We start from the raw sequence: 23,129 nt of genomic DNA, 5'->3' as shown, positions 1-23,129 counted from the left end.
AACGTGCTCCCCCTCGTAGTACTGCTGACAGGTGTAGCTCTGATGCGGCCGGGTGTGCTCAGCCGTTGATCTTGGGTGGGCGGGCCGAACCGGACCGCGGCGCGACGGCATGTCGCGTCCCGGCGTCCCGGACCGGCGGCGCCTCACGGAGCGCGGCGATCTCGCTCTCGAACTCGTCGAGCGAGTCGAAAGCCTTGTACACGCTGGCGAACCGCAGATAGGCGACCTGGTCGAGTTCACGCAAGGGCGTGAGAATCGCCAGACCGACCTCGTGGCTCGGAATCTCCGCGGCGCCGCGGGCCCGGACGGTCTCCTCCACCCGCTGCGCGAGCAGCGCGATCGAGTCCTCGTCGACGGGCCGGCCCTGACAGGCCTTGCGCACCCCACTCATGACCTTGGTCCGGCTGAAGGGCTCGGTGACGCCACTGCGCTTGACCACCGCGAGAATCGCCTCCTCGACCGTGGTGAACCGCTTCCCGCACTCGGGACACGACCGTCGGCGACGGATCAGCTGACCGTCGTCGGCCTCCCGCGAGTCCACGACGCGCGAGTCGGCGTGCCGGCAATACGGGCAACGCACCGCGATCTCCCCCTTCGCCCCACCCCGGCCTTGGTCCAGACATGGCGAAGCCCAGCCTCGCAATGTACTAACCCATCGCGCGACTGCGGCCGAACCTGCGGAAAACCGGGGAGGAGAAACCCAACCTGTGGATGACTTACATCTCTGTAACCACTAGATGTTGGGGACGACGCTATGCCGCAGCCGACGCCGATGCAAGTTAAGCGACGTGCCGACGCGCCGTAATTCGCACCTCAACACGCTGGGGTGACGGTGCGATCACCTGGCGCGTCGGGAAACCGGTTGCCGGGGCGTCAGGCCCGCGCGGCAGTCATGAACAAGACAATGCTCGCCAGCGCCGCCGACGCGAAGAAGAGACCGAGAACGACCACCCGGCCGCGGCGAGTCAGTCGCAGGGGCGGCGCCGTGTGCCGAGCCCCACCGGTGACCACCATGACAAGCTCCCTCTCTCTCGGACACCCGTTCGATAGAACGCCCGTACGACGGTCTATCAGAACGGGAGTACGAAAATCCAGTCTTCCGGGGCGACACGCCGGTGAAACCTCGTACAGATGTTTGAATATGTCGGCCCCGCCCACTACGGTTTCCTGTCAAGAGGGGTCAGCCGGACAAACGCCATCCCCACGGCGCGTCCGGCTCCGCGACGCACCACGTGCCGACAGGCACTGGCCGACAGGGAGGGCGGACGTGTCGACCGACGACCGCAAGCAACCGATCAGGCAGGACTCCGCTCTTCGCCGCCGCACACCGGGCCGGGCTCGCTCCGCCGACGCCCCGCAGCTGCGGTCGGTGACCGCAATCGGCAGCGTGACCGAACCGGTCACCAACGACCTCACCGCCCGCCAGCGGCGGATCCTCGACTTCATCCGCGAGTGGGGCGAGAAATACGGTTACCCACCCAGCGTCCGTGAGATCGGCGAGGCCGTCGGCCTGGTCTCCCCCTCCTCGGTGGCGTACCAGTTGAAGGCCCTCGAGACCAAGGGCTACCTGCGCCGCGACCCGAACCGTCCGCGCGCCGTCGACGTCCGCTCCCCCGGCGAGCTGGTCGACGACGACGCGCTGCGGGCCGCCCGGCCGCAGCCGGCCTACGTGCCCCTGATCGGCCGGATCGCCGCCGGTGGCCCGATCCTGGCCGAGCAGTCGGTCGACGAGTTCTACCCCCTGCCGCGCGAGCTGGTCGGCGAGGGCGAGGTCTTCATGCTCGAGGTCAAGGGCGACTCGATGATCGACGCCGCGATCTGCAACGGCGACTGGGTCGTCGTGCGCCAGCAGCCCACCGCCGAGGCCGGCGACATCGTCGCCGCCATGATCGACGGCGAGGCGACGGTCAAGAGCTACCGGCAGCGCGACGGGCACGTGTGGCTGATGCCGGCCAACCCGGCCTTCGACCCGATCCCCGGTGACGACGCCAGCATCATGGGGAAGGTGGTCGCGGTCCTGCGCCGCGTCTGAAAATCCCTTTTGCGTACGCCGGTGAGCACCCGCCCGTCCCCACGGTCCGCGGCGCCGCCGCTCCACCATCCCCGGCCCGCGCCGCCGGGGATGGCGGGCCCTCACCACGCAAGGCCCGCCCAACTCCAGGCCACCCCGCCGCCCCGGCCCGCCAGCTGGCACTCACGGCTGCATCCGGGACCCCGAGACAGCCACCAGCACCAGCCCACCACCGCCAGCTGGCACTCACGGCTGCGCCCGGGGCCCCGAGACAGCCGCCAGCACCAGCTCACTGCCGCCGGCTGGAACTCACGGCTGCATCCGGGACCCCGAGACAGCCGCCAGCACCAGCTCACTGCCGCCGGCTGGAACTCACGGCTGTATTCGGGGCGCTGAGGCAGCCGCCAGCGCCAGCTCGCCGCGGTGGGCCGGCGCTGACGGCTGGATGCGGAAAGGCCGGCACCCCTGCGGATGCCGGCCTTCGCGTTCGATTCAGGAAGTCAGCGGCGGTTGAAGCCGTTGTCGTCGCGGTTCTGGGGCGGACGCCCACCACCGTAGGTCCCGCCCTGCCGCTGCTGCTGGCCACCGCCCTGCGGCGGACGCTGCTGCCCACCGTAGACCCCGCCACCACCGCCGGGCTGCTGCCCACCGGCGGGGCCGCGCTGCGGCTGCTGCGGACCACGCTGCGGCTGCTGGGGCCCGCGCGGAGGCTGCGGCCCACGCGGGGGCTGCTGCTGCGGACCGCGCGGCGGCTGCTGCTGGGGCCCACGTTGCGGCTGCTGCACCTGCGGGCGCGGCGGCTGAACCTGGGGCCGCTGCTGCGGATTCTGCTGGGGGCCGCCGGGGCCACGCTGCGGACCGCGCGGCGGCTGCCCGCCACCGGGCCCAGCCGGCCGGCCGTACTGCCCGCCGCCCTGACCGCCACTGCCCTGACCGCCGCTGCCCTGACCGCCGCCGCCGTAGGCCGGGGGACGCTGCTGCTGGCCACCCCCGCTGCCGTACACCGGACCGTTGCCGCCACCGCCGGAACCGTAGGCCGCGCCGCGCTGCGGCCCGCCCCCGCTGCCCACGCCGATCAGCTCGGTCGCCGGGTCCACCTTGTCGATGCCCCCGCTGGGCGCTTCGTCGACCACGAGCCCGGCCGGGTTGCGCTTGCGGAACCGGACGATGCCGATGACGCCGATCGCGACCAGCACCAGGCCGATGACGCCGACCCCTCCGACCAGCTTCGTGATGTCGCTGATGCTGAGGTTCGAGTACCACGAGTCGCCGGTGCCGCCGGCGCCGTCCTGCTTCTTGGAGACCACGGCGACCTCGGTGGCCGGCACGTACTGCTGGATCCAGTTCTCGGTGTCGTGGTCGCCGTTCATGTCCGACACGGTGTAGAACGTCTTGCCGTCCGCGCTGTACGAGATCGCCTCGCCGAACGTCTCGTTCGGCAGGCCCGTGGTGCGCGGCTTGGTCTTCAGCGCGGCCAGCACGTCGCCGTTCGTCACGTCCCACTCGGACGCGTCGGTGTACGTCCGCAGCACGACCTTCTTGCCGCCGGGCGCGATCGCCCCACCGGTGATCACCCGGTTGAAGATCTTGGCGAAGGCGTTGCTGGTGGTCTCGGTGGCCGGCAGCGCCAGCTCCCCGACCCGCTTGAGCGGGACGGCGGTGTCGCTGTTCTTGACCGCCGAGGCCGGCTTGTAGATGTAGGCGTTGCCGAGTTCCTTGGTCACGATGATCGGCGTGCCGTCACCGTCGAGCAGGAGCGCCTCGGCGTCGTGCAGGTCCCCGTCCGGGTACGTGAACCGGTGGAGAGTAGCGTCCTTGGTACCGGCCAGCGGCATGCTCCACAGCACGACCGACGTGCGCACGTCGCCGCCCTTGAGGACCTCGTTGTCGCCGGTGTCGGCGATCCACAGGGTCTTCTGGTCGGGCGAGAGCACCATGTCCTCGGTGTCCCGCGGCGGGCTACCGAAGTTCCGGGTGCTCTTGATCTTGCAGTTCTTGTCCAGGAAGAAGATCTTCTTCTTGGCGTCCTGCGTGCTGCTGTCGTCGATCACGATGAAGCCGGAGCTCGTGGCGACCAGGCCGGAGAGCTCGTCGAGCTTCTCGTCCTTGATCTGACAGATCTTCTTGCCGGGCGTCGCCTTCGCGCTGACCGTCGCCGTCGGCGTCGGGTCAGCGGCCGACGCGCCTGTACCGCCAATCGCCACCAGGCCCACACCCAGCACGATCGAGAACACGAGACGCCGCATCCGCACAGTGTCGCATGCGGCGTCACCCATCGGTGTAACGCGTGGATCAACCCTGGTCAAAGCTCACCAGGTGTCTGATTTCGCGCCTAGACACAGGTAACTCTCAGCAACGGAACTGTTCCAGGTCGGCGGCGAGGTGCTCACCGACCCGGACCTGCATCTCCGTACCGTCGTCCAGATGACGGGATTGAAGAACCTGCCCCGTCCGGTGCACCCGGGCGACCAGATCGGCCCGTGAATAAGGCAACAGAACCCGCAGATCCACGGCCGGCCGCGGAAGCCGTTCCGCGATGGCCGCCTTCAGCTCCTGAATGCCCGAGCCGCTCCACGCCGAGACGAACACGGCATCCGGCCACGCCCGCTTGAGACGCAGAACCGTCTCCTCGTCGGCCGCGTCCATCTTGTTGATGACCAGCAGCTCGGGAACCCGGTCGGCCTCGACCTCGCTGAGCACCTCGCGGACCGCGCTGACCTGGCCCTCCGGGTCCGGGTGGGAGCCGTCGACGACGTGCACCAGCAGGTCGGCCTCGGCCACCTCCTCCAGCGTCGAGCGGAACGCCTCGACGATCTGGTGCGGCAGGTGCCGGACGAACCCGACGGTGTCGGAGAGCGTGTAGACCCGGCCGTCCTCCGCGGACGTGCGCCGGGTGGTCGGGTCCAGGGTGGCGAACAGTGCGTTCTCCACCAGGACGCCGGCCTCGGTCAGGCGGTTGAGCAGGCTGGACTTGCCGGCGTTGGTGTAGCCGGCGATGGCCACGGCGGGCGTGCCGCTGGACTGGCGGCGGGAGCGCTTGGTCTCCCGTACCGTCCGCATGGCCTTGATCTCCCGGCGCAGCTTGGCGATGCGCTGATTGATCCGGCGACGGTCGGTCTCCAGCTTCGTCTCACCGGGACCGCGCGTGCCCACGCCGCCGCCACCGGAACCACCGCCGGCGCCACCGCCCTGCCGGGACAGCGAGTCACCCCAGCCGCGCAGTCGCGGCAGAAGGTATTGCAGCTGGGCCAGCTCGACCTGGGCCTTGCCCTCTTTGCTCTTCGCGTGCTGGGCGAAGATGTCCAGGATCAGCGCGGTCCGGTCGACGACCTTGACCTTGACCTGCTGCTCCAGGTTGCGCAGCTGGGACGGGGACAGCTCGCCGTCGCAGATGACGGTGTCGGCGCCGCTGCTGAGAACTACGTCACGCAGCTCGTCGACCTTGCCCCGGCCGATGAACGTCGCCGCGTCGGGCTGCCGGCGCCGCTGGATCAGGCCCTCCAGGACCTGGGAGCCGGCGGTCTCGGCGAGCTGCGCGAGCTCGGCCAGCGAGTTGTCCGCGTCCTCGACGCTGCCCTCGGTCCAGACGCCGACCAGGACGACGCGTTCCAGTCGCAGCTGGCGGTACTCGACCTCGGTGATGTCGGTGAGCTCGGTGGAGAGACCGGCCACCCGCCTGAGCGAGTGCCGCTCCTCGAGCTCGAGATCGCCGGTCGTCAGATCCGGCTCGTCAAGGACGGGTGTCTGGTACGTGTTTCGCAAAAGTGACCTCCTACGCCCGATCGTGGCACGTCACGCGGGCGAGCGCATCCACATAAGCGTGGCTGACTCACCAGTAACCACCGCAAGGCGATCGAACATTCCGAGCGAGCGACAATTTGTTCGATCACCCCACCAACGTCGGAGGGACAACCGTGGTGACCACCCGCCTGCCGAGCGCAGGATTCTCGATCACGATCCGCATCGCTGTTACCGCGGACGCGTCGTCCATCGGCCGCCTCACCACCTGCGTCGGCGAGGCCGGTGCGATCGTGACGGCTTTGGACGTGGTGGACTCCGACCCCAGTCACGTCGTCGTCGACCTGACCTGTGACACCGCCGACTCCGCGCACGCCGACCAGGTCGTCAAGCAGCTCGAGGACCAGGACGGCGTCGACGTCCGGAAGGTTTCCGACCGTACGTTCCTGCTGCACCTCGGCGGCAAGATCGAGGTCAGTTCGAAGGTCGCGCTCCGCAACCGTGACGAGCTCTCCCGGGCGTACACGCCGGGTGTGGCCCGGGTCTGCATGGCGATCGCGGAGAACCCGGCCGACGCCCGCCGGCTGACCATCAAGCGCAACACCGTGGCCGTGGTCAGCGACGGCTCGGCCGTGCTGGGCCTGGGCAACATCGGTCCGGCCGCGGCGATGCCGGTCATGGAGGGCAAGGCCGCGCTGTTCAAGCGCTTCGGCGGCGTCGACGCCTGGCCTGTGGTGCTGGACACACAGGACACGGACGAGATCGTCAAGATCGTCAAGGCGATCGCGCCGGCCTACGGCGGCATCAACCTGGAGGACATCGCGGCGCCGCGCTGCTTCGAGATCGAGGCCCGGCTGAAGGAACTGCTCGACATCCCGGTCTTCCACGACGACCAGCACGGCACCGCGATCTGCGTGCTGGCCGCGCTGACCAACGCGCTGCGCGTGGTCGGCAAGCGGATGCAGGACGTCAAGGTCGTCGTCTCCGGTGCGGGCGCGGCCGGCACGGCGATCATGAAGCTGCTGATGCGTCAGGGTGTGGGCGACATCATCGCCTACGACCGGAAGGGCGCCCTGCACCGTGGCATGCCCGACCTGAACGAGTCCATGCAGTGGCTGGCCGACCACACCAACAAGGCGAACTACGCGGGCGACCTGCCCGGGGCCATCGCCGGCGCCGACGTCTTCATCGGCGTCTCCGCCCCCAACCTGCTGACCGGCGACGACATCGCCAAGATGGCCGACCGGTCGATCGTCTTCGCGATGGCCAACCCGGACCCGGAGGTCGACCCGCGCGAGGCCCGCAAGCACGCCGCGATCGTCGCCACCGGCCGCTCCGACCAGCCCAACCAGATCAACAACGTGCTGGCCTTCCCCGGCGTGTTCCGCGGCATGCTGGACGCCGCCGCCGAGGAGTTCACCGAGGAGATGGCCCTGGCCGCAGCCCGCGCCATCGCCGACGTGGTCGGTGAGGACAAGCTCAACCCCACGGTGATCATCCCCAGCGTGTTCGACCCCCGCGTCACCCCGGCCGTCGCGGCCGCCATCCGCGCGGTCGTCCGCGGCGGTCCGATCCCGGCCAACCCGGCCGCCGCCCCGGAGTCCGAGCTCGACAAGGCCCCGGAAGGCATCTTCTAGGGTCCCTCAGGGGTGTGACTTCCGGGTCACACCCCTGAACCCCAAGATCAAATTCTTCATTGCCCCGGTCCGCCGTGGTCCCGATCGCCGCTCCCGCGGGGACCCTTCCGACCCTCGCAGGCCGCTGGCGCGGCCAAAACGCAAGGCCCGAAAGGGCGACCTGATCTTTGGGTTGCGCTCAGAGCAACAAACCCACCCACGCCCGAAACCGCCCACCAGAGTCCCGCCCGCCGTCCCACGCAAGGCCGCAGCCCACCCCACCCCCAGCCGCGCCCCCGCCGCTCGGCTGGCCCTGAGGGCTCCAAAAACAGCCAGACACAACCCTGAGCACCAGCCGAGCCCCGCAACCCGCGCCGCGACGCCTGACCAGCGTCAACGCCGCGACGTGGCTGCCACACAAGCCCCAGCCGCGGCTCACCGGCTCGGCTGGCGCTCAGGGCTGCAAAAAGCGGCCGGAGACAGCCCTGAGCGCCAGCTGGACAGGTGGTGGGTCAGAAGGGGAGGGCGGTGAGGTCGATCTCGCCGGAGGCGACCAGGACGGCCGGGCCGGCCAGCCACCACGCACCCTGCTCGTCGCAGGTGATCACCAGGCGTCCGCCGAGCACGTCGACCGCGACCGAGCCGCCGGTCAGGCCGGCCTCGCGCAGCGCGACCGCGCCGACCGCGAGCGCGCCGGTGCCGCAGGACATGGTCTCGCCCGACCCGCGCTCGTGGACGCGCATCGTGACGTGCCGGTCGCGCCCCTCGACGGGCTCGGCCGCTTCGACGAACTCGACGTTGACCCCGGCGCTGAACAGGGTCTTGTCGACCAGCGGGGCGACGGTCAGGTCGAGCCCGGCCAGGGCGACACCGTCGTGCAGGCCGCAGACCAGGTGCGGGTTGCCGCAGTCGACGGCGATGCCGGGAACGGTCAGGGAGCCGACGGTGGCGGTGCTGGCCGCGTACACCCGGGGGGTGCTCATCCGTACCGAAATGATGTCGGCCTGGACCACGGCGTGCATGATCCCGGCGCGGGTGGCCACCGGCAGGCCCGCAGGGCCGGGCGTGGCCAGGTCGTTCTCCACCAGGTAGCGCGCGAAGACCCGGACCCCGTTGCCGCACATCTCGGCGATCGAGCCGTCACTGTTCCAGTAGTCCATGAACCACTCGGCCTCGGCGGCGTGCTCGACCGCGGCGGGGTGTTTGGCCGCGCGCACCACCCGCAGCACACCGTCGCCGCCGATCCCGCGCCGCCGGTCGCAGAGCGCGGCGACGAGCGCCGGCGTCAGCTCCAGCTCGCCGTCGGGGTCGGCGAGGATGACGAAGTCGTTCGAGGTGCCGTGGCCCTTGGTGAAAAACACGCGGTCCATCATCGCGCAAGGACCAGGGCATCGGCTACGAGCGTCGGGGTCGCGCCGTCCAGCCAGGCGATGTTCGGGTCGCGGCGGAACCAGGAGCGCTGCCGCCGGACGAACCGCCGGGTGCCGCGGACCGTGTCCTCCTTGGCCTCGGCCTCGGTCGTCGTGCCGTCCAGCTCGGCCAGGGCCTGCTGGTAGCCGAGCGCCCGGGAGGCGGTGCGCCCGTCCCGGATCCCGGCCGCGTCCAGCGCGCGCACCTCGTCGAGCAGGCCGGCCGCCCACATCAGGTCGACGCGCCGGGCGATCCGCTCGTCCAGCTCGGCCGGGTCCCGGTCGACACCGATCTGCACGGCGTCGTAGTACGGCTTCGGGTCGGGCAGGGCCGCGGTGAACGGCAGCCCGGTCAGCTCGATCACTTCGAGGGCGCGGACGATGCGGCGGCCGTTGGACGGCAGGATCTTGGCGGCGGCGACCGGGTCGCGCTCGGTCAGCCGGGCGAACAGCGGAGCCGGACCGGTCTCGGCCAGTTCCGCCTCCAGGCGCGCCCGGATCGCCGGGTCGGTGCCCGGGAACTCGAACTCCTCCAGCACCGCCCGGATGTACAGCCCCGAGCCGCCGACCAGCACCGGGACACGCCCGCGGGCGAAGATGTCGTCGATCGCGGCCCGGGCCAGCGCCTGGTACTCGGCGACGGCCGCGGTGACCGTGACGTCCCAGATGTCGAGCAGATGGTGGGGCACGCCGTCGCGCTCGGCCACGCTCAGCTTCGCGGTCCCGATGTCCATCCCGCGGTAGAGCTGCATCGAGTCGGCGTTGACGACCTCACCGCCCAGTTCCTGGGCGATCGCGATGCTCAGGGCGGACTTGCCGGCCGCCGTCGGCCCGACGACGGTGACCACACGGAGACCCGGACTTGACGGCACAAAGCAACCGTAGGACAAGGTTGTGTCACGGTCGTCGGCGGGAGCTTTCCCCTGACCGGGTTGGACCTGTGACAATGCGCGAGAAAGAATGCCACTGAGAAGGTTGGCATTCCACTGCGCTGTGGCGGTGGCCGGGGACCGGAGTGGTCCGGCGGCGCCGGGAGAACGAGGATGAGCTGATGAGCACCGACTGGACTGCCTTCGGGCGCGTGGATGCCGACGGCACCGTGTACGTGAAGACCGCCGAGGGCGACCGGGTGGTCGGCTCGTGGCAGGCCGGGACTCCTGAGGAGGGCCTCGCCCACTTCGCCCGGCGATTCGAGGACCTGCTGACCGAGGTCGAGCTCGTCGAGGCCCGGCTCAAGTCGGGTGTGGCCGACGCGGCCCACTCCCTGAGCAGCGTCAAGCGGCTGCGCACGCAGCTCGACGAGGCGCACGTGGTCGGCGACATCGACGGCCTCACGACCCGGCTGGAGCGGCTCGCCGCGCTCGCCGACGAGAAGGCGGGCGAGGCCAAGGCCGCCCGCGAGGTCGCCCGGACCGAGGCCCTCGCGCGCAAGACCGCGCTGGTCGAGGAGGCCGAGAAGCTCGCCGCCGAGGCCACCGGGTGGAAGTCGGCCGGTGACCGGCTCAAGGAGATCCTCGACGAGTGGAAGACGATCCGCGGCGTCGACAAGAAGACCGACGGTGAGCTGTGGAAGCGGTTCGCCGCCGCCCGGGACGGTTTCACCCGGCGCCGGGGCGCCCACTTCGCCACCCTGGACGGGCAGCGCAAGCAGGCCCAGACCGCCAAGGAAGACCTGGTCAAGGAGGCCGAGGCGATCTCGGGCTCGGACGAGTGGAACACCACGGCGAACCGGCTCAAGGAGCTGATGACCGAGTGGAAGGCGGCGCCGCGCGCCGCCAAGGAGGCCGAGCAGCGCCTCTGGGAACGCTTCCGGGCCGCTCAGGACGCGTTCTTCACCCGGCGCAGCGAGGTCTTCTCGGCCCGCGACGCGGAGTACCAGGGCAATCTGGACCGCAAGCAGGCGATCCTGGCCGAGCTGGAGGCGATCGACGTCGACGCGGACGCCCGCGCCGCGCAGAACAAGCTGCGTGACGCCCAGGCCGCGTGGCACGACGCCGGCCGCGTGCCGCGTGAGGCCGCCGCCGGGCTGGACCGCCGCTGGCGGGCCGCCGAGGACCGGATCCGGGTCGCGATGGACTCGGCCTGGCGCAAGACCAGCCCGCAGGACAACCCGCTGCTGCGTCAGATGCGTGACCAGGTCGCCGAGGCCGAGCAGCGTCTGGCCCGCGCCCAGGCGGCCGGCGACAACCGCCGGATCAAGGAGGCCGAGCAGGCGCTCGCCTCCAAGAAGCAGTTCCTGGCCCTGGCCGAGCAGGCCAACTGACGCTCTGTCGGTGACAAGGGCGGTGGATCGATCGATCCGCCGCCCTTTTCGCGTTCCCACCGCCGCGACCGGTGCGCCATCATGGGATGGGCCGACCGGAATGGTGGTGCGCACCCGTGAGGATCGAACCGCGGCAACACCTGCTGGAGACGTGGAAGGCGACAGTCGCCACGTCGTGGCGTGACGGGGCCTGGCGCTGGGGCGGTCGCGACGGCGCCAACTCGATAAGCGACGCCGAGCAGTTGCTCTGCATCCTCCGGCCGGCGACCCAGGTCATGCCGTTCGCGGTGGACCGTCCGAACGTGACCTCGGACGAGATCCTGCAGGCCCTGGCGCCGCTGGGCAACGAGCGGACCGTTCCGGTGCGCCTGGTCGAGATCGCCACCGAGTATTTCGAGCGGTACCGGGACGAGACCGGCCGGCCGACGTTCGCCGGTGGCGACTACTACTCGGCCGACGAGAGCGAGACCCTGACCGACGATCAGCGCGGGCGGGACATCGTGGACTCGTTCGCCATCTCGGTCACCCTGTCACTGGCCACGATCGGGTTCGTCCGGATCTTCCGGCAGGCGGTCAGCCGGGCCGAGCTGCGGGAGCGGCTGCGCCGGTTGGAGCGGCTGGCCGGCGGCCGGCTCACCGCCGCCATGATCGGGTTGCTGCGCAGCTTCTCCACCCACGTCTTCGACGCCGGCAGCGAGCCGGGCCGGACCCTGGTCGCGACGCTGAACCCGGCCGGCCTGCCGTCGAGGCAGGTGGTCGCCCAGTTCCAGCACGCCCTGCAGGAGACGATCGCGTCGTTCGGCGAGGTCCTGATCGGATCCGGGCAGACGAGTCAGATGCAGGGCGCCGATCAGCTCTTCGAGTGCGGCTGGTCGTGGAGCGTCGTCAAGGACGCGCCGACGGTGGCGGTCGCCGCCGAGGTGGACGCCAGCGACCCGGCCGACGGCGGCGCCCAGCCGGAGGGTTGCGCCGAGAACAAGCCGTACCTGTACTTCACCGTGATCGCCGTCGACGCCATCGAGGACCTGTTCTCCGAGCGGACCCGCGTGCTCGGCCTGCTCAGCGAGGAGCAGCAGCGGCTGGCCCGGGCGCTGCAGCTGCGGTGGGACCTGACCCTGACGTACTGGGCGACGGTGGCCACGTTCGGCGACGGCTCGGTCTGGCCGCTGGAGAATCCGCCCTGGCAGACCACCGACACCCGGCGCAGCGAGTACTACACGCTGCTGGTGACCTCGATCGTGGCCAAGGACCTGGTCCGGCGCCGCGGTTCGGACACTCAGCTGGGGCGGATCGGCGCGGTCCTGGCCGACCTGGCCAACGAGGCCCGGGTGACCCGCCAGCACCACAGCGAGGACTCGGCGATCCGACTGCACGAGCCGGGCCTGCTGGTTCCCCTGGCGGTCGCCGCCGACGCGGACGACGAGCCGAAGTCGACACCGTGGTGGAGCGTCGGCGAGTTCTCCACGCTGCTGCTGCGCCAGTGCCTCACGGTGGCCGCGCTGCTGACCGAGCCGGAGTCCCGGGCCCGGATGCTGCGGCTGGCCGACCGGGTGTGGGACCACATCGCCCGGCGCCGGTTCACCGACGGTGAGTTCCGCGGGCTGTGGGATCAGCCGTCCCAGGTGTTCGAGACGGTGCCCGAGCATGCCGGGCCGTCCTGGTACCACACCGAGCGGGTGGTCCGGGGCCTGGTCGGCGCGGCCGGCCTGGTCAGCCAGGAGCCGCTGGTCAACGACCGGCTGGTGGGTCAGGCGTACGACCTGCTCTACGAGGCCGAGCACCTGTACGACATGGAACTCATGAGAGGCTCGGCCGGCGTGAGTCTCGGATTGAAGGATCATTTGACCGAGATCCGGACCAAACTCGAACGGGCCCGCGCGATCGCCCGCACCCGCCCGGCCGTGGCCGTCGCCTCGGCCAGTGCGGCGCTGGAGATGCTGGGCAACCTGGACGCCGCCCGCGACTCGTCGAACACGGTGCTCTGATGTTCGTCTTCGCCGCGTCCGACAAGGGTGGCACCGGCCGCTCGGTGACCAGCTGCAACCTGATGTACCGGGCTGCCCTGGACGGTCACGACGTCTGCTACCTGGATTTCGACTTCGGTTCCCCGACGGCGGGGGCGGTTTTCGGCCTGGAGCGGGCCGAGAGCGGCACGATCGGTGGGGCGGGCCTGCACTCGTACCTGAACGGCACGGTGGCGCAGCCGGAGCGGATCGACGTGTGGGAGGAGACCGGTTTCAGCACGATCCGGGACCGGCCGGTCGGCGCGGGTCGTCTCGTGCTGTTCCCGGGTGATGTCGGGGGCGCCGATTTCCGCGGCGACAGTGCCGAGCTCGCCGAGCGCTGCGAGAAACTGTTCCGCCGGCTGAACGACGAGTTCTCGATCTGTTTCGTCGATCTGAGCGCCGGCCGGAACCTGGCCGTGGAGCTGGCGCTGCGGGTGACGGCGATGCCGTCGATGCGCAACGTTCCCGCCCGCTGGCTGGTCTTCCACCGGTGGACCAGGCAGCATGTGATAGCCGCGGGCAACCTGGTCAACGGCCCGCGCGGTCTGCTGCCGGTGGCCAAGGAGTTCGGGCACGATCCGAGCGCGTTCGCCGGCCGCCTGCGGTTCGTCCGGACCGTGGTGATCAACCCGGACTCCCTGGGCCAGCGCGGTCTCAGCGTCGAGCAGACCGTCTGGCTCCAGCAGTGCGACTGGCGGCTGCTGCGCCTGGCCGACAGCCACCAGCTGGGACGCAACGTCCTGTTGGGGTCGATCCCGACCGATCCGGTGCTGCAGTGGCAGGAGCAGTTGATCACCGACAGCGACGTGGTGCTCGGCGTCGCCAATGTGGAGACCCGGGACGCGTTCATCCGGCTCGCGCGGGACCTGGTCGACGACGACGCCTGGGAGACCCTTTGACGGCCGGCTGCGTCTTCCGGACAGCCGATGCGCTTTCCGGCTGACCGGCGCCGCGTGGATCAGGAGGCCTGGTTCGTCGCCGGGGTGCTCGTGTCGGCCCAGCGGCCCAGCCAGGACGAACGGACCGGGGCCGCCGCGACGAGTGGCTCGGCGGGCAGGCGCAGCGCTCCGACCGGCCAGACCACCTCGACCGGCCGGCCCTGCTCGCGGGCGAAGGCCACGGTCGCCGCGGTGCCACCGCGCAGGCCCTCCTCGCCGCCGTCCCAGATCGCGACGAGCACGTCGCTGCGCAGGACCACCTCGCGGCTGGCCGCCTCGTACGACGCCTCGGGCGGGCCGGGCACCGTGATCTTGGTGACGTCGGTTGCATACTTCAGAAGTTCTCGCAGGTCACGGTCTTCTTCCGGCGCCGCCGAGATCTCCGGGACCGGCAGGACCGCCTCGAACGTGCCGCGGCTGTCCCGCACCACCTCGGCGAAGATCCGGTCGGCCCCCTCGGCCAGACAGGTCACGCCGTGGATGCCGGAATAGCCCCGGAGCAGCCGTCTCAGCTCCCGGGTGATCAACCGGTGGGCCGACGGCTGCAACCGGACATGGCCCGTCACGCCGATGCGCACCATCGCTCCCCCTTGCCTTACGCCGGGTACAAGGCCCGGCCGGCCTCAGTGTCCGCCAATCGGACAACCTGGAAGCCAGCCTCGCCTAGAATGTCTGGAATGTCACGGATTGCCGCTCGACACTTCTCCTGCCCGTCAACCGGCAGGTCGTCCCAGTCGCGCAGGTAACGGGCCGTTTCCTCGTCGATCGGCCGGCCGTGCTCGCGGGCCTCGGCCTCGGTCGCCTCGACCCAGCGGCGCGACTCGTGACGGGCCAGTTCCTCGATCTCGTCGTCACGGAAACGGAAGACGTCGCTCGATCCGTCGCTCGGCACGATCGCGCAGTGCGCCCGGTGCAGCTTCGGACCGATGTCGGCAGCCTGCAGACGGTTCGAGCGACGCAGTGACTCGGGCAGATCGGACCAGGTCACGGCGGCGCGCCGGTCGCCCCGGGACTGGCCCGCGACCACGTACCGCTCGTGGATCAGGCGGGCCAGGCGCTCGGAGAGATCCTCGGCGATCAGCTCCGGATCACCGCCGGCCGCGACCGGCGAGAACAGCCGCAGGCGACCGCCCAGCGGATCGAGCAGCGGCGGTGACCGGCGCGGGCTGAACACGTCGGCCAGCTCGGCCAGCCCGTCCACGGCGACCACCACGTCACCGTCGACCGCGTGCCACAACCGGAACTCGGAGAGCGCCACCTGCAGGCCGTAGCGCTCATCGGTGAAGCAGAGAAACGCCCGGTCGTAACGGGACTCCCTCGAGATGACCTCGAAGAGCATCTCCTCGTACGTCGTGATCCGGCACCCGTCCCGCAGCCCCGGATGCCGCCGGGCCAGCTGTTCCACCGCCCGGGCGGCGTCCGGCGCCACGAAGTCCACCTCGACCCGGCTGCCCGGGACACGCCGGTGCAGCCGCCAGTGCCGGGCCAGCTCGACCAGCAGCGACCGGGCCAGCGACGAATCCCCGGCGACCAGCACCCGGGGCACCGACCCGTCCGGCCGGACGAGCAGCGGCGACCGGGCCAGCAGCACCCGCACGGCGAGCTCGTCGAGGTGGAAGAAGTCGAGTCGCTGGGCGGCCACGTCGGGCACCCCGAGCCGCCGCGCCTGCAGGGTCAACGCCCAGTCGGGCTCGTGGATCTGGGCGTAGATGGCCAGATCGGAGCGGCCCGGCGGGGCCAGCCGGGACACCGCCGCGGCGATCGCCAGGTTGGCCGCGCTCTCCCCCGTGCACAGGTAGACGACCGCGGCGTGCCCGGCCGCGGCACCGCGCAGCACGTCCGGGTCGCGGGCGTCGCCCTGCACGCCGAGCAGGGTGCGCCGGCGCAGTTCGAGCGGGCCGATCGGCCGGGTCCGCACCCAGATCACGCGACGGCCGGCCCGGTGCAGCCGCTCGGCCAGCGTCCGGGCCACCGACGTGTCGCCGCAGACGACCACGTGACCGCGGGAGCGGCGGGCCCGCCAGCGGCGCAGCTCGGCCGCCAGCAGCACCCGGCCGGCCTCGAAGAACGCGTAGAGGGTGACGGCCGGCGCGGCGAACCGGGCGATCTGCAGCGCGAGCGGGATCCGCACCGCGTCCTGCAGCGGGTCGGCCCCGAGGACGAAGAGCTGCAGCGTGTTGTAGGTCAGGTTGAGCGGGTCGCGGGTGTGCGGGTCGGACGCCCCGGCCAGGTACTGATCGAGGCCGGCATAGCCCAGCACCAGCGCAGCCAGCCCGGTCAGGGCGAACAGCAGACGGGTCGCGGTGACCGCCGGCCGGCGCCGCTCACCGCGCAGGGGCAGGGGCGCGCGTGGGAAGTTGACCATCGACACCTCTCGACAGATTCCAGTGTGACAGCCCCATCACCGATCGATCAACGTGGACAGCTCGGCCGCGTCGGCGTTGCCTCCGGTGCAGACCACCGCGACCGAGCGCCCGGCGAACAGGTCCGGCCGGCTCGACACGGCCGCGACCGCGGCCGCCCCGGCCCCCTCGGCCAGGGTGTGCGCGGCGGTCGCCAGCAGCCGCCGCGCGGCGCCGATCTCCTCGTCGGTGACCAGCAGGAAGTCGGCCAGCCGGGCCCGCATGACCCGCTGCGGCAGCGCGAACCCGCGACCGGTGGCCAGCCCGGCCACGGCGGTCCGGTTGGGCCGGGCGAGCAACTCGCCCGACCGCCACGAGTCGTGCGCGGCCGGCGAGGCCGAGGACTGCACGCCGATCACCGCGCAGCCCGGCGCCAGAGCGGCCGCGACCAGGGCGGCCGAGGCCGCGCCGGTGCCGCTGCCGACCGGCACGACGATCGCGTCCAGCTTCGGCGCCCGCTCCAGGATCTCCAGGTAGAGCGTGCCCACGCCGGCCAGCAGCTCCGGCGTGTCACCCGGGCTGACCAGCCGCGCGCCGGAGTCGGCGGCCAGCTTCTCGGCGTGCCGCTGGGCGTCCTCCAGGGAGTCGCCGGTCAGCACCGCGCGGCCACCCCAGGCCTCGACCGCGGCGGCCTTCGACGGGCTGGCGGTCGACGGCATGACGACCGTGCACGGCGCGCCGTAGAGGCGACTCGCGTAGGCGATCGACTGCGCGTGATTCCCGGTCGACCAGGTGACCGTGCCCCGGGCCCGGTCGGCCGGCGGCATGGCGTCCAGCAGGGTGAGGCCGCCGCGCACCTTGAACGCGCCCACCGGTTGCGTGTTCTCGTGCTTGACCAGGACGTTCGCGCCGGTCGCGCGGTCCAGCAGCGGGTAGTTCCACAGTGGGGTGGGCGGCAGGTGGCGGCCGACGACGTCGTGGGCGGCACGGAAATCCGCGAGGGTCAGGTCCATGCGGTCGATCCTCGGCCGGGCCCGACCCATCGGTCCAATGCCGGAATTCGGATAGACTCATAGGCCGCGTTGATAGGTTGCCCCCATGCTCGACGTGACTCGTCTGCGGGTGCTGGTCGCCGTGGCCCGGCACGGATCGGTGACCGCCGCCGCGGCCGCGCTGCACTACGCCCAGCCGTCGGTGAGCCATCACCTCGCCCGGCTGGAGGCCGAGACCGGCAGCCGGCTGATCCAGCGGGCCGGGCGGGGCATCCGGCTCACCGACGCCGGGCGGATGCTGGCCGAGCGGGCCGAGGAGATCCTGGGCCGGCTCGACGCGGCCGAGGCCGAGCTCGCGGCCCACACCGGGCTGCGGTCGGGGCGGGTGCGGCTGGCCGCTTTCCCGTCCGCGCTGGGGACGTTCGTGCCGGCCGCGGCGGCCGGGTTCGTGACCGCTCATCCCGGGGTCGACCTGCGGTTCACCGAGGCCGAGCCGCCCGAGGCGGTGCGGTTGCTGCGCAGCGGTGAGGTCGAGGTCGCGCTGCTGTTCACCTATCCCGGCGAGCCGGTGCCCGCATCGGATCAGTCGCCCGGCGACCCGGCCGCCCGGATCGCGCCGGACCTCAACGGGTTGCGACACGAGCTGCTTCTCGAAGAGCCGCTACACCTGGTGACCCCGGCCGGCCACGATTTCCTGCCCCCAGCCGGCCGCGATCTCGCGCCTCCGGCCGGCCACGATCTCGTGACGCCCGCCGACGGGAACGAGGGGACGCCGACCGACGCCGGCGGCGGGATGCCGGGTGGCGGGGAGGGCGGGACGCTCGCCGACTATCGGGAGCGGCCGTGGATCTCCGGGTGTGAGCGCTGCCGCGGGGAGCTGCTGCGGGTGTGCGCGGCGGCCGGCTTTCAGCCGGACATCCGCTTCACCACCGACGACTACGTCGCGGTGCAGGCGCTGGTCGCGGCCGGCTTGGGGGTCACGGTCCTGCCCGGGCTGGCCTTGGCCGCACACCACAATTCGGGGGTACGGACATTTCAGCTGCCCGCGACGAGCCGGAACGTCTACGCCGCGGTCTACGGGGACACGCCCGACCCGCCCGGGACCTCCGCGCTGCTGCGTCAGCTGCGGGCGGTCGCGGGCTCACCGCCGTACCGCCGAAGCGGTTGATGTTTGGATCTTGAAGTTTTAGAGAGCGCAACCGTCCGCGGCCGGGGGCAGCGGGGCGGGAACGCCGATCGTCGGCAGGCCGAGCGAGACACCCTTGAGTTTCGGCGTGACGCCGGCCTCGAAGGCGTCGCCGGCGCGGGTGCGGCGGTGGCTCAGCGGGTCACCGTCGGCGTTCAGGTGGTGCGGCGCGGCGTAGGTGATGACCGTCTCGACGATGTCGCCCGGGCGCGGTGTGAGCGTGCCGGTGGCGAAGTGGACCAGGCGGCCGTCGCGGGCGCGGCCGCTCATCCGGCCGGTGCGCTCGTCCTTGCGGCCCTCGCCGACCGCGACCAGGACCTCGACCTTCTGACCGACGAGCTTCTTGTTCTCGGCCCAGGTGATCTCTTCGAGGGTGGCGATCAGGCGCTCGTAGCGGGCCTGGACGACCTTCTTCGGGACCTGGTCCTCCATCGTCGCGGCCGGGGTGCCGGGGCGGATCGAATACTGGAACGTGAAGGCGCTGGAGAAGCGGGCCTGGCGGACGACTTCGAGGGTCTGCTCGAAGTCCTCCTCGGTCTCGCCGGGGAAGCCGACGATGATGTCGGTGGTGATCGCCGCGTCCGGCATCGCGGCCCGGACCTTCTCGATGATCCCCAGGTACTTCTCCTGGCGGTAGCTGCGGCGCATGGCCTTGAGCACGCGGTCCGACCCGGACTGCAGCGGCATGTGCAGGGAGTGGCACACGTTCGGCGTCTCGGCCATCGCGGCGATCACGTCGTCGGTGAAGTCCTTCGGGTGCGGGCTGGTGAAGCGGACCCGCTCCAGGCCCTCGACCTCGCCGCAGGCGCGCAACAGCTTGCCGAAGGCCAGCCGGTCGCCGAACTCGACACCGTAGGAGTTCACGTTCTGCCCGAGCAGGGTGACCTCGGACACACCCTCGGCGACGAGCGCGCGCACCTCGGCCAGGACGTCACCCGGGCGGCGGTCCTTCTCCTTGCCCCGCAGCGACGGGACGATGCAGAACGTGCAGGTGTTGTTGCAACCGACCGAGATCGAGACCCATCCCGCGTACGTCGACTCGCGCTTGGTCGGCAGCGTCGACGGGAACACCTCGAGCGACTCGAGGATCTCGACCTCGGCCTCCTCGTTGTGCCGGGCGCGCTCCAGCAGTGCCGGCAGCGAGCCGATGTTGTGGGTGCCGAAGACCACGTCGACCCAGGGCGCCTTCTTGACGATGTCGCCCTTGTCCTTCTGGGCCAGGCAGCCGCCGACCGCGATCTGCATGCCCGGGTTCTTCATCTTGGTCGGGCGCAGGTGGCCGAGGTTGCCGTAGAGGCGGTTGTCGGCGTTCTCCCGGACCGCGCAGGTGTTGAAGACGACCACGTCGGCCGCGTCGGCGTCAGCGGCGCGCACGTAGCCGGCGTCCTCCATCAGCCCGGAGATCCGCTCGCTGTCGTGCACGTTCATCTGGCAGCCGTAGGTGCGCACATCGTAGGTGCGCGCGGCGCCCTGCATCTCGGTAGTCATGGCAATTGACCAGGGTACTGCCATCGGCGCGGGAAACCGATCGGGCGGGTGGCCGGTAGCGCCACCCGCCCGAACACCTCAGGAGACCGTGAACGCGTACAGGTCGCCGCCGGTCTGGGTGAACCGCAGCCGGATCGGGCCGGTCGGCAGGGTCGTGCCGGCGGCCCAGGTCACCCGCGCACCGGGCGCCCGGGCATCGGTGGTGATCGGGGTGACGTCCGCCGCGCCGTACCCGGGGAGGACGGTGCCGTCGACGCCGAGCACCTCGACCACCAGGTGGTCACCGCTCGCCCCGGGGGCGTAGTTCACGGTCAGGCCGGTGCCGGCCGGGGTCAGCGGGCGGGTGGTCACCGTGCCCGTGCCGTGGAACGACGCGAACCGATCGGCCGGCCAACTGACCATGCCGACGTTGGAGTTGCCGGCGCCGTAGAGGCAGTCGCCGGCGGTGACGTTCGCCGCCGAGCAACTGTGCTCACCGCTGAACGAGCCGTAGTAGAACCGGGTCTCGGGCTCGCCCGCCGCATTCGTCACCGTGACGAAGTTGGTGCCGCTGAGCTGGAAACCGTAGTCCCACGAGCCGGCGGCGCCCGGGGTGACCAGGTCGCCCCGGCTCGGCCGGCTCCAGTTGACCAGGTCCCGCGACGTGGTCAGCTCCAGGTGGCTGCGGCCCTTGTCCGGGCCGTTGTCGCCGGCATCCCGATTCGGGCTGTACGTGATGTCGAAGATCCACGGTGTGCCCAGGTACTGGTCCCCGTAGCGGATCGCCGGCATGCCGTAGACCTCGCTCCACGGCGTCTGGCCGTGCCGGCCGGCCCCGGTGATCAGCTCGTCGTCCAGCCCGTCGGTGGCGAACGACGGCCGGGGCGTGCTCCACTGCACGAAGTTCGTGCTGGTGGAGACCCAGGTGGTGCGCGGGCCGAGCGGGATGCTCAGGTGCCGTTTGATCTGCGCGACGTAGAGCTTGGCGATCGGGTCGTAGGTCACGGTGGCGACGTCGAAGCCGGCCAGCGGCGTCGAGCCCGGCACCTCGGTCCAGGCGATGCCGTCGGTGGACTGCACCCAGTAGTACTGGTTCGCCGGGTCGGTGCGCTTGCCCAGGCCGAAGTAGCGGGGAACGCCGGCGCCGGCGCTCCAGGCCGGGTTGGCCACCACACCGCCCAGGCCGGGCGTCCCGGTGACGACCGCGACGTGCTGGAAGGTCAGCCCGTCCGCGCTGGTCGCGTATCCGGAGTTCAGCCCGTCCTGCGGACTGCCGGCGAACCACATCTTCCAGGCCGGCTCGCCGGTCGCGCCCGGCAGCACGGTGCAGGGGCACCGCGGGTTCGCGGTGTAGGCCGCGGTGCCCTTGCCGAGCACGATGCCGGTGGCGCCGGCCTTGGTCCCCGGGAAGACCCGATGGGCCACGCCGCTGTACGACTCGATCCGCTCGTCCCCGGCGAACAGCACCTGCTGGCCGGCGCCGAGCGCCGGGGCGTACGAGGTGTCCGCGCCGGACCGCAGCCGCACGTCGTCCCAGGTCGTGGTGCCGACGTCGCCGAGCAGGTTGTAGAGCCGGACGGTCAGCGTGGTGGTGGCGGCCGGCGCGGTCGCCGTGACGCTGACCCGTTGCCAGCCGCTCCCGGCGGAACCGGGGGTGGCGGTGGTGGCGCCGATCCGGTCCCCGTCGGCGTTCCGGAACTCCAGGTAGAGGGTGGCGCCGGTGCCGCTGAGCGGGTTCGCCCAGGCGGACGCGGTGATGCTCTCCCCGACCGCGACCGGGACGGCCTTGCTGAGCACCGAGACGGCGTCGGTGGTGCTGGTGTCGGTGATGCGCACCGCGGTGTCACCCTCGAAGGCGGCGGCGTCCCGGACCAGGCTGACCCCGGTCTTGTCGGTCGCCCACTGGGTCGGGTAGGTCGCGTCGCGCTGCTCCTCGAAGCCCGCGTTCGGCACCTTGCGCAGCGGCGCCGGCAGCGCGCTGACCGCGGCGTCGTCCCAGTAGGTGGTACCCGAGTCGGCCAGCGACGAGTAGGCCAGCACGTTCGCGGTGACCGCGTCGTCCGGCACGTCGCCGACCACGGTCAGCTGCTGCCAGGCGGTGCCGGCGACGGCCGCCCGGGCCAGCACCGGGGTGGTGCGGCTGCCGTCGGCCCGCCGGAACTCGAGATAGAGCGAGCCGCCCGCGCCGGCCACGGCCTGCTTGACCCAGATGCTCGCGGTCAGCCGCTCAGCCGGGACGACGGCGAGCCGGGCGCTCCGGACGCTGACGCCGGTGGTGGTGCTGGAGTCGACGATCCGCACCGCGCCGGAGCCGGTGCGGACGGTATCGGTGGTCGCGGTCGCCGCGGTGCTGTCGGCGGTCCACGAGGCCAGGCCGGCCTCGAAGCCCGGGTTGGGCAGCAGGCGGGCGGCGCTCACGGCGGCGGCCTGGGCGGCGGTGGCCGGAACGAGCAGCGCGGAGCTGAGTAACGCCGCGGCGGCCGCGGCTCGTAGAAGTGATCTCACTCGATGACTTATATGCGGGCCGGATTAACATATGCCCAGTTCGCAAACGCCATGTGATGTACCGCACGTCCATTGTGGAGGTTGTTCACCCGCCCTTCTCCCGCCATTAACCCGCGACGCTCAGGCCGCGGCGGAGCGGCCCGGGTCGCCGCCCGGCCGGAAGCGGGAACGGCTGCAGCCCGGGCCGGTGGCACACGCCGGGTCGACGCCGGTGCACGGGCGGGCGTGCCGTCGCTCGGCACCGTCGTCGGTCTCCTCCTCGTCCACGTGCACGGCTCGCAGCGTCCCGTCCGGCTCGGCCAGCACGTATCTCGTCGGGTTGAGCGTGTCGTCCGGGAGCAGGAGCGCGGCGCCCAGCCGGACCGCCACCGCGCTCGCGACGATCTCCTCAGCGACGTGCTCGGGCGCAAGAAATACATCGATCAGTGTCGGAAAGTCGCCACCGACGTGGTAGACGTCGCACATCAGCGCGCCCGGGCCGACGTCGGGCAGCTCGCCCACCGGCGACTCCAGCGCTCCGGCCAGCGCATTCCGCACCCGATCGGGCTCGATCAGCCCGGCGGCGGACCAGTTCCAGAGGCCAGACATAACCACCATGGTGTCGGCACCTTTCCTCCCGCGCTCGCTGCGTTACGGCTCCGTGACCATTCTCGTCA

At 71.4% G+C, this 23,129-nt stretch carries 17 protein-coding genes; 6 read left to right on the top strand and 11 right to left on the bottom strand.

Annotation, left to right across the window (positions count from 1 at the left end; all coding sequences use genetic code 11):
- Positions 1-58: 58 nt before the first annotated feature.
- Positions 59-580, bottom strand: coding sequence for a transcriptional regulator NrdR (gene nrdR / locus ACSHV8_RS47735; RefSeq protein WP_436527110.1), 522 nt, complete (start codon positions 578-580; stop codon positions 59-61).
- A 687-nt stretch (positions 581-1,267) separates the two neighbouring features.
- Between nrdR and lexA the strand changes: the two genes are divergently transcribed.
- Positions 1,268-2,032 (top strand): transcriptional repressor LexA, encoded by a 765-nt coding sequence (lexA, locus tag ACSHV8_RS47730; protein WP_436527109.1) that lies wholly within the window; start codon positions 1,268-1,270, stop codon positions 2,030-2,032.
- Positions 2,033-2,511: 479 nt separating this feature from the next.
- Here lexA and ACSHV8_RS47725 read toward each other — a convergent pair whose 3' ends face one another.
- Positions 2,512-4,257 carry a hypothetical protein gene (locus ACSHV8_RS47725; protein WP_436527108.1) on the bottom strand — a complete coding sequence of 582 codons (1,746 nt, stop codon included), beginning with the start codon at positions 4,255-4,257 and terminating at the stop codon, positions 2,512-2,514.
- Between the two features lie 103 nt (positions 4,258-4,360).
- On the bottom strand, positions 4,361-5,773 hold the full coding sequence (gene hflX, locus ACSHV8_RS47720; RefSeq protein ID WP_436527107.1) for a GTPase HflX: 1,413 nt from the start codon (positions 5,771-5,773) through the stop codon (positions 4,361-4,363).
- 152 nt (positions 5,774-5,925) lie between these two features.
- Between hflX and ACSHV8_RS47715 the strand changes: the two genes are divergently transcribed.
- A complete protein-coding gene (locus ACSHV8_RS47715) occupies positions 5,926-7,386 on the top strand; it encodes an NAD-dependent malic enzyme (RefSeq protein WP_436527106.1) in 1,461 nt (486 codons plus the stop codon).
- A gap of 491 nt (positions 7,387-7,877) precedes the next feature.
- Here the strand turns inward: ACSHV8_RS47715 and dapF are convergent, their stop codons facing one another.
- Together dapF and miaA are read right to left on the bottom strand one after the other, a co-directional pair.
- On the bottom strand, positions 7,878-8,735 hold the full coding sequence (dapF, locus tag ACSHV8_RS47710) for a diaminopimelate epimerase (RefSeq protein WP_436537301.1): 858 nt from the start codon (positions 8,733-8,735) through the stop codon (positions 7,878-7,880).
- A complete protein-coding gene (gene miaA / locus ACSHV8_RS47705; RefSeq protein WP_436527105.1) occupies positions 8,735-9,664 on the bottom strand; it encodes a tRNA (adenosine(37)-N6)-dimethylallyltransferase MiaA in 930 nt (309 codons plus the stop codon). Before miaA ends, dapF begins: the two co-directional genes overlap by 1 nt.
- Before the next feature lie 161 nt (positions 9,665-9,825).
- On the opposite strand from miaA, the gene ACSHV8_RS47700 reads away from it, so the two are divergent.
- From ACSHV8_RS47700 to ACSHV8_RS47690, 3 genes are all read left to right on the top strand, one after another.
- A complete protein-coding gene (locus ACSHV8_RS47700; RefSeq protein ID WP_436527104.1) occupies positions 9,826-11,037 on the top strand; it encodes a DUF349 domain-containing protein in 1,212 nt (403 codons plus the stop codon).
- Positions 11,038-11,153: 116 nt separating this feature from the next.
- A complete protein-coding gene (locus ACSHV8_RS47695; protein WP_436527103.1) occupies positions 11,154-13,022 on the top strand; it encodes an SCO2524 family protein in 1,869 nt (622 codons plus the stop codon).
- Positions 13,022-13,942 carry an SCO2523 family variant P-loop protein gene (locus ACSHV8_RS47690; RefSeq protein WP_436527102.1) on the top strand — a complete coding sequence of 307 codons (921 nt, stop codon included), beginning with the start codon at positions 13,022-13,024 and terminating at the stop codon, positions 13,940-13,942. Before ACSHV8_RS47695 ends, ACSHV8_RS47690 begins: the two co-directional genes overlap by 1 nt.
- A gap of 59 nt (positions 13,943-14,001) precedes the next feature.
- Here ACSHV8_RS47690 and ACSHV8_RS47685 read toward each other — a convergent pair whose 3' ends face one another.
- The 3 genes from ACSHV8_RS47685 to ACSHV8_RS47675 are packed head-to-tail and all read right to left on the bottom strand — an operon-like array spanning position 14,002 to position 17,336.
- Positions 14,002-14,562, bottom strand: a complete 561-nt coding sequence (locus ACSHV8_RS47685) for a hypothetical protein (RefSeq protein ID WP_436527101.1) — start codon at positions 14,560-14,562, stop codon at positions 14,002-14,004.
- Between the two features lie 14 nt (positions 14,563-14,576).
- Entirely contained in the window at positions 14,577-16,346 is a 1,770-nt protein-coding gene (locus ACSHV8_RS47680; RefSeq protein WP_436527100.1) for an NAD-binding protein, read from the bottom strand.
- A gap of 36 nt (positions 16,347-16,382) precedes the next feature.
- A complete protein-coding gene (locus ACSHV8_RS47675) occupies positions 16,383-17,336 on the bottom strand; it encodes a threonine ammonia-lyase (protein WP_436527099.1) in 954 nt (317 codons plus the stop codon).
- 85 nt (positions 17,337-17,421) lie between these two features.
- Here ACSHV8_RS47675 and ACSHV8_RS47670 point away from each other — a divergent pair, with 85 nt between their 5' ends.
- On the top strand, positions 17,422-18,483 hold the full coding sequence (locus ACSHV8_RS47670) for a LysR family transcriptional regulator (RefSeq protein ID WP_436527098.1): 1,062 nt from the start codon (positions 17,422-17,424) through the stop codon (positions 18,481-18,483).
- A gap of 18 nt (positions 18,484-18,501) precedes the next feature.
- Here ACSHV8_RS47670 and miaB read toward each other — a convergent pair whose 3' ends face one another.
- The 3 genes from miaB to ACSHV8_RS47655 all read right to left on the bottom strand — a co-directional run bounded on the left by miaB (position 18,502) and on the right by ACSHV8_RS47655 (position 23,061).
- Positions 18,502-19,989 (bottom strand): tRNA (N6-isopentenyl adenosine(37)-C2)-methylthiotransferase MiaB, encoded by a 1,488-nt coding sequence (miaB, locus tag ACSHV8_RS47665; protein ID WP_436527097.1) that lies wholly within the window; start codon positions 19,987-19,989, stop codon positions 18,502-18,504.
- 78 nt (positions 19,990-20,067) lie between these two features.
- Positions 20,068-22,473: a carbohydrate binding domain-containing protein gene (locus ACSHV8_RS47660; RefSeq protein WP_436527096.1), complete on the bottom strand. Its 2,406-nt coding sequence runs from the start codon at positions 22,471-22,473 to the stop codon at positions 20,068-20,070.
- 120 nt (positions 22,474-22,593) lie between these two features.
- On the bottom strand, positions 22,594-23,061 hold the full coding sequence (locus tag ACSHV8_RS47655; protein ID WP_436527095.1) for a hypothetical protein: 468 nt from the start codon (positions 23,059-23,061) through the stop codon (positions 22,594-22,596).
- Between the last annotated feature and the right edge of the window lie 68 nt (positions 23,062-23,129).

It is taken from the genome of Actinoplanes sp. HUAS TT8, from assembly GCF_051380535.1.
Lineage (GTDB): Bacteria > Actinomycetota > Actinomycetes > Mycobacteriales > Micromonosporaceae > Actinoplanes.
Note: the sequence above shows the minus strand (reverse complement) of the source record. Positions and strands in the feature narration are given on the sequence as shown.

Coding starts and splice junctions, on each gene's coding strand:
- ACSHV8_RS47670 (WP_436527098.1), top strand. CDS start 17,422: ATGCTCGACGTGACTCGTCTGCGGGTGCTGGTCGCCGTGGCCCGGCAC.
- ACSHV8_RS47725 (WP_436527108.1), bottom strand. CDS start 4,257: ATGCGGCGTCTCGTGTTCTCGATCGTGCTGGGTGTGGGCCTGGTGGCG.
- ACSHV8_RS47685 (WP_436527101.1), bottom strand. CDS start 14,562: ATGGTGCGCATCGGCGTGACGGGCCATGTCCGGTTGCAGCCGTCGGCC.
- dapF (WP_436537301.1), bottom strand. CDS start 8,735: ATGGACCGCGTGTTTTTCACCAAGGGCCACGGCACCTCGAACGACTTC.
- miaB (WP_436527097.1), bottom strand. CDS start 19,989: ATGACTACCGAGATGCAGGGCGCCGCGCGCACCTACGATGTGCGCACC.
- ACSHV8_RS47690 (WP_436527102.1), top strand. CDS start 13,022: ATGTTCGTCTTCGCCGCGTCCGACAAGGGTGGCACCGGCCGCTCGGTG.
- ACSHV8_RS47655 (WP_436527095.1), bottom strand. CDS start 23,061: ATGTCTGGCCTCTGGAACTGGTCCGCCGCCGGGCTGATCGAGCCCGAT.
- ACSHV8_RS47700 (WP_436527104.1), top strand. CDS start 9,826: ATGAGCACCGACTGGACTGCCTTCGGGCGCGTGGATGCCGACGGCACC.
- ACSHV8_RS47675 (WP_436527099.1), bottom strand. CDS start 17,336: ATGGACCTGACCCTCGCGGATTTCCGTGCCGCCCACGACGTCGTCGGC.
- ACSHV8_RS47680 (WP_436527100.1), bottom strand. CDS start 16,346: ATGGTCAACTTCCCACGCGCGCCCCTGCCCCTGCGCGGTGAGCGGCGC.